The sequence below is a fragment of the Chryseobacterium sp. VD8 genome, assembly GCF_037149975.1.
GTDB classification, from domain to species: domain Bacteria; phylum Bacteroidota; class Bacteroidia; order Flavobacteriales; family Weeksellaceae; genus Chryseobacterium; species Chryseobacterium indicum.
The window spans coordinates 1-5437 of sequence record NZ_JBBCQL010000274.1; the positions used below are offsets into that span (position 1 = coordinate 1).

General features: G+C 36.7%; 8 protein-coding genes. All 8 read left to right on the forward strand.

Annotation, left to right across the window (positions count from 1 at the left end):
- On the forward strand, window positions 1-320 hold a 320-nt coding region (locus WFK35_RS20165), incomplete at its 5' end, for a PQQ-dependent sugar dehydrogenase (RefSeq protein ID WP_442892094.1).
- A 195-nt stretch (window positions 321-515) separates the two neighbouring features.
- Window positions 516-1109, forward strand: coding sequence for a Crp/Fnr family transcriptional regulator (locus WFK35_RS20170; protein ID WP_336734226.1), 594 nt, complete (start codon window positions 516-518; stop codon window positions 1107-1109).
- 188 nt (window positions 1110-1297) lie between these two features.
- Entirely contained in the window at window positions 1298-1660 is a 363-nt protein-coding gene (locus tag WFK35_RS20175; protein WP_336734228.1) for a response regulator, read from the forward strand.
- Between the two features lie 139 nt (window positions 1661-1799).
- Window positions 1800-2009 (forward strand): hypothetical protein, encoded by a 210-nt coding sequence (locus WFK35_RS20180; protein ID WP_336734230.1) that lies wholly within the window; start codon window positions 1800-1802, stop codon window positions 2007-2009.
- Window positions 2010-2080: 71 nt separating this feature from the next.
- On the forward strand, window positions 2081-2680 hold the full coding sequence (locus WFK35_RS20185) for a Crp/Fnr family transcriptional regulator (protein ID WP_214590080.1): 600 nt from the start codon (window positions 2081-2083) through the stop codon (window positions 2678-2680).
- 448 nt (window positions 2681-3128) lie between these two features.
- A complete protein-coding gene (locus WFK35_RS20190) occupies window positions 3129-4295 on the forward strand; it encodes a zinc-dependent alcohol dehydrogenase (RefSeq protein WP_336734232.1) in 1167 nt (388 codons plus the stop codon).
- 30 nt (window positions 4296-4325) lie between these two features.
- Entirely contained in the window at window positions 4326-5132 is an 807-nt protein-coding gene (locus WFK35_RS20195; protein WP_336734234.1) for an SDR family NAD(P)-dependent oxidoreductase, read from the forward strand.
- A gap of 12 nt (window positions 5133-5144) precedes the next feature.
- Window positions 5145-5348 (forward strand): hypothetical protein, encoded by a 204-nt coding sequence (locus WFK35_RS20200; RefSeq protein WP_336734236.1) that lies wholly within the window; start codon window positions 5145-5147, stop codon window positions 5346-5348.
- Window positions 5349-5437: the final 89 nt, after the last annotated feature.

Consider the following 5437-nt stretch of genomic DNA (forward strand, 5'->3'; position numbering starts at 1 on the left):
GAAGTCATACGGCCTCTTTAGGTTTAACATTTTATACAGGTTCACAATTTCCCGAAAAATATAAAAACGGAGCATTTATCGGACAGCACGGATCTTGGAACAGATCTTCTTTGGTAGGATATCAGGTTGCATTTGTTCCTTTTGCCAATGGTAAACCGGCAGCTTCTTATCAGCCTTTTCTTACAGGATTTATAGCAGACGAAGCAAAGGGTGATGTGTACGGAAGACCTGTCGGAGTCCTTCAGATCGCAGATGGTTCTCTTTTGGTGGCAGATGATGTTGGGGGTATTGTCTGGAGAGTTTCCCGCGCCGGCAAATAACATCATCTTAAAAATTATATGGAACAGTCCGGAAGGGCTGTTTTTTCGTTTAAAGAAATTTTGTATAATATTTAATTTCACATGATTATGTATTTAATTATGCGTTTCTCTCTAATTAAACGATAATATTTTGAATAATTATTAAAATAAAACGCTAAATATTGTTATATTCAAAGAAGAAATTTTTTAAATGCCATGGGTACTTTAGACAATATTGCGGAAACATTGGGAAAGATAATTCCGGGTATGCAGGATACTGATATTCTGAATTATAAAGGCAGAGTAAAAATAGAGCATCATAAAAACGGCAGCTTATTAATTTATCCCGGAGATAAGGTGAAGTCTTTATATTTCATTAAAAAAGGAGTGGTGAGAGCATATTACTTTAGTGATGAAAAGAATATGGAAAAAACGGTATACATAAGAATGGAAAACTATTTTTTTGGCGATTACTGCTCATTAATATTAAATTCTTCGGCAAGACTTTATTATGGATGCGAAGAAGACTGTATCCTTTATAAGTTTAATTTTGATGATGTAAAGGAATACCTTCGGCAGAATTCAGGGTTGATGAAGTTCAGTTTACATTATACCCTGTTTTTACTGGGAGAGCATCTTTCCCGTAACGAAGATTTTATTTTTTTAAACCCCGAAGAAAGATACCTTAAATACGCAAAAGAAAATCCTGAAATTATGAAGCGCATACCGGAAAAGCATATTGCCTCTCTTTTGGGAGTGGCTCCCGCATCGTTGAGCAGAATAAAAAGAAGGCTGTATCCTAAAAACTGATTTCATCCAAAGAATTTATCTGATTGGAATTAACATAAGTTAATTTTCTTCCCGAAATAATATTTTTTCTTTGCTGTGAGAAATATAACGTTTAAAAAACTATTTTTTTTCAGTTTCACTTTATTATTTGCTATAAAATACAAAATTGAATTGTTTTATTTCCGAACACGATGAATAAGAATAAAATTATGATTTTCGATGATAATTATGCAACTTTTAAGGTGTTGCAGGATATACTTGAGCAGGAAAACTACGTGGTTCAGTCTCAGGATAAAAATAAAGATGCTGTAAAACAGATAGAGCAATTCGCTCCGGATATTGTTATTGTAGATATGCTGAACTCACTGTCGGGATTCGGGATTATCAGAAAAATCCGTGAACAGCAGACGCTTAAAAAACTACCCGTTATAGCGGTTTCGATAGACAGCCTCAAAAGGAAAGAAGCATTCGATGCGGGTGCAGACTGCTTTATTGGTAAGCCTTTCGGGCTTGATGATTTGTATTCTACCTTGTTTTCTCTTGCGCACAGGAGAGCTTCAGACAACTGTTAACACACTTTTAGAATCTCAGAAATTCCTATTTGCTTTATGGATTCTCTTAAAGAGATACACACATAGGAAAATTATTTTTACTGTGTTCGGTGAAACAAATAACGGAAGATTACAGAATTCCTACAACCACTTTTCATCAATGAATAAAAAAATACAAAAGATAAAAACTCCCGATTGCCATAGATTTTATGCAGATCTTTTAGAAAAGAGATGTCTTGAAAAGAAAGAGGTTAGAGGAATTATCATGAAAAAAAAGAATCTGTTTTACAAAGATACGGAACTTCTGAATCAGCTTAATTTCGGAATTCCCGATAAAAATCGGGCGCTCCAAAAAGAAATCATCGTTTAATGATTCCATGAATTTATTACCCATTTTTTATTCGTCCCTCAAAACAAAGTGTTACCGTAAAATTATGATCAATGCACGATAAAAAGGAAATAGCAGAAGCTATGGCGGACAAAATAAAAAGTATTTCTTACGATGATGTCTATCATTATCCGGGAAAAATAGCCGTTGAAACCTATACCGCCGGTGCTATCTTCATAGAGCCGGGGGATGTTTGCCAATACTTTTACTTTATTAAAAAAGGTATTGTACGGACGTATTATGTTTCAGGCAAAAATGAGCTTGAAAAAACCATTTTTATAAGACTCGAAGGAGACCATTTCGGAGATTATTACGCTTTGATCCGTAATCTGGAAAGCAGATTGTACTTCGAATGTCTGGAAGACTGCATTTTCTACCGGTTTGAGCTCTCCGAACTTCAGTCTTACGTTTATTCCAATGAAAGGATGCTGTCTGTAGCTTTCGATTTTATGATGAATTTAATCGCAGAATATATCATACGGCAGGAAGATTTCATCTTTTTCACTGCTGAAGAACGATACATTAAATTTTCTAAAGAATATCCGGAAATTATCAGTCGGGTTCCGGCAAAATACATCTCCTCACTTTTAGGAATTACTCCCGTATCATTAAGCAGGATTAAAAAAAGAATTCAGAGAAGATCCGAAAAATAAAGCAGACCGGAATCTCTTCAGAAGTAAGACAAATAAAAGACAGATAAAATTCAATATCTGTCTTTCTCGAAATAAGATCTCTATTTCATTTGGGTTTTAATAGGTTAATCAAATTTTCCTTATTGTGTATCTTTATATAACAAAGGAAAGTAAAATCTAAATTACCCGAATTATCATTTGTTAATTTCACACAAGTTTGATAAATTATATTACAAGTAAAGAAAAGATCACTGTTTTACAGCCATATCATGATTCGATAAACTACGATCATGCCATTTGTTTTAGGTTAAATTACTGATACTGAGCAAGTATTATTTAGTAATGCTTTTCAGGAAATAATGTTATGACACAGGTCATAAACTGCAGCACCGGATACAAGGTATATTTGATAATGAAAGGATTTAAAATTCCTTCAGATTAACTACACACCAACCTAAAATAGTAAAATATGAAAGCAGCAGTTATTCATTCGCCGGGAAATATCACCTGCGATACAGTGGATGATCCTATTATCAAAGACCAGAACGACATTATTTTAAGAGTAACTTCCACAGCGATCTGCGGAAGCGATCTTCATATGTATTCGGGAGGAATTCCTCAGGCAAGACCCATGGTTATGGGGCACGAGTTTATGGGGATTGTAGAAGAAGTCGGAAAAAACATTACCAGTTTAAGAGTGGGAGACAGAGTGGTTGTTCCGTTTCCTATCTCCTGCGGAAGCTGCTTTTTTTGTCAGCATGATCTTCCCACCGCCTGCGAACACAGCAATCCCGAACATTACGGTCCGGAAGGAGGAATTGTTACGGAAAAAGGAGGAGCGCTTTTCGGATACTCAGATCTTTACGGAGGGTACGACGGCGGACAGGCGCAGTACGTGAGAGTTCCTTACGCTCATGTGGGACCGAGAAAAGTTCCTGAAAACCTAAGCGATGAACAGGTTTTATTCCTTACGGATATTTTTCCTACAGGTTACACCGGAGTACTTTGGGGAGAACTGAAAGGAGGAGAAACGGTGGCGATTTTCGGCGCAGGTCCTGTAGGCTCCATGTCTGCAAAAAGTGCCATCCTGCACAACGCCAGAAAAGTGATCGTTATAGATACCCAGCAATACCGTTTAAATCAGATTAAAAACATTACAGGCTGCGATACAATTCTCTGGAAAGACGGAAAAGATGTCATCCGGCAGATCAGAGATATGACGGAAGGACGAGGTACGGATGTCTGCATTGATGCAGTAGGATTTGAGCCCGACAGAAATTTACTGGACAGAGCCAAAGCGGTTTTAAATCTTGAAAAAGGTTCTGTTAAAGTGCTTGAAGCTTGTATGAGTGCCGTAAGAAGAGGTGGAATTGTTTCTGTTTTAGGAGTTTATCCTGTGAACTACGATAATTTCAAATTAGGACAGATTTTCGATAAAGGAATTACAATAAAGGCAGGACAGTGTAACGTTCATGCGATTATTGATGATCTTATGGATCATGTTCAGAGCGGTCGGGTTGTTCTTGACGATATCATTACGCACCGTCTGTCTCTTACCGAAGTTGCCAAAGGCTACGAAATTTTCGATAAAAAAGAAGACGGCTGTGTAAAAGTGGTTCTTGATCCATGGAAATAATTAAAATCATCAATCTTTAAATCACTTAAAATGAATATGAAAAACCAATATGCCTTAATAACCGGCGCAACCAGCGGAATCGGTTACGAACTGGCAAAAATTTTCGCCCAAAACGGCTACGATCTCGTAATTGTTGCCCGAAATTATGACGAGCTGAAAAAGAAAGCCGCAGAATTGAAAAGCTTTGGAGTAAATGTAATCACCATAGCTAAAAACCTTTTTAATCAGGAGGATGCGTATTCTTTGTATTCTGAACTTAAGCTGAACGGAATAAGCCCTGAAATTCTTGTAAATGACGCAGGACAGGGAGTATACGGAAAATTTCAGGAAACCGATATTCACCGTGAAGTAGATATTATCAATCTGAATATTGTCTCCGTAATTATTTTAACCAAATTATTCTTAAAAGACCGATTACAGAAAGGTTCAGGAAGAATTTTGAATCTTGCTTCCATCGCGAGTAAAGCTCCCGGACCTTGGCATTCTGTATATCACGGTACAAAAGCCTTTGTTTTATCTTGGTCTGAGGCCATAAGAGAAGAGCTGAAAGATTCGGGGATTACCGTAACAGCACTTTTGCCGGGACCTACTGATACAGATTTTTTCAACAAAGCAGATATGAACGAAAGTAAAATTCTGGATGATCCCGATAATCTTGCCTCACCCGAAGATGTAGCAATGGATGGGTTTAATGCTTTAATGAAAGGAGAAGACAAAGTAATTTCAGGATTGAAAAATAAACTTTCTGTTGCCATGACGAATATAACAACAGATCAAATGGCGGCTCACAGAATGTCGGAAATGCAAAAACCTTCCAGCGAAAATAAAAACAATTAAACTGAAACTTTTATGAAATCAATTGCCACCATACTATTGGGAATTTTTTGCGGTTTTGTTTCCCTGTCCTGCAGATGCGATCCGGATCAGGACGATCCCAAAGAAAACACACAAACCAATGCCGAAAATAAAATTTTAAATAAGCACTATACAGAATCCGATTCTGCTGTTGTAACCCAAAAAGAAGCCGTCTCACAACTGAGGCGGTTTCTTTGATTAAAACATTTGTAAGATTGACTGTTGTTTTGTATATTTATTTGGTAATCAATAACATATATGGGATTTAGGCATTACAATCAAAATCA

Excerpts from the sequence above, each read along its gene's own strand:
- WFK35_RS20195 (WP_336734234.1), top strand. The coding sequence starts at position 4,326 with ATGAATATGAAAAACCAATATGCCTTAATAACCGGCGCAACCAGCGGA.
- WFK35_RS20185 (WP_214590080.1), top strand. The coding sequence starts at position 2,081 with ATGCACGATAAAAAGGAAATAGCAGAAGCTATGGCGGACAAAATAAAA.
- WFK35_RS20200 (WP_336734236.1), top strand. The coding sequence starts at position 5,145 with ATGAAATCAATTGCCACCATACTATTGGGAATTTTTTGCGGTTTTGTT.
- WFK35_RS20170 (WP_336734226.1), top strand. The coding sequence starts at position 516 with ATGGGTACTTTAGACAATATTGCGGAAACATTGGGAAAGATAATTCCG.
- WFK35_RS20175 (WP_336734228.1), top strand. The coding sequence starts at position 1,298 with ATGATTTTCGATGATAATTATGCAACTTTTAAGGTGTTGCAGGATATA.
- WFK35_RS20190 (WP_336734232.1), top strand. The coding sequence starts at position 3,129 with ATGAAAGCAGCAGTTATTCATTCGCCGGGAAATATCACCTGCGATACA.
- WFK35_RS20180 (WP_336734230.1), top strand. The coding sequence starts at position 1,800 with ATGAATAAAAAAATACAAAAGATAAAAACTCCCGATTGCCATAGATTT.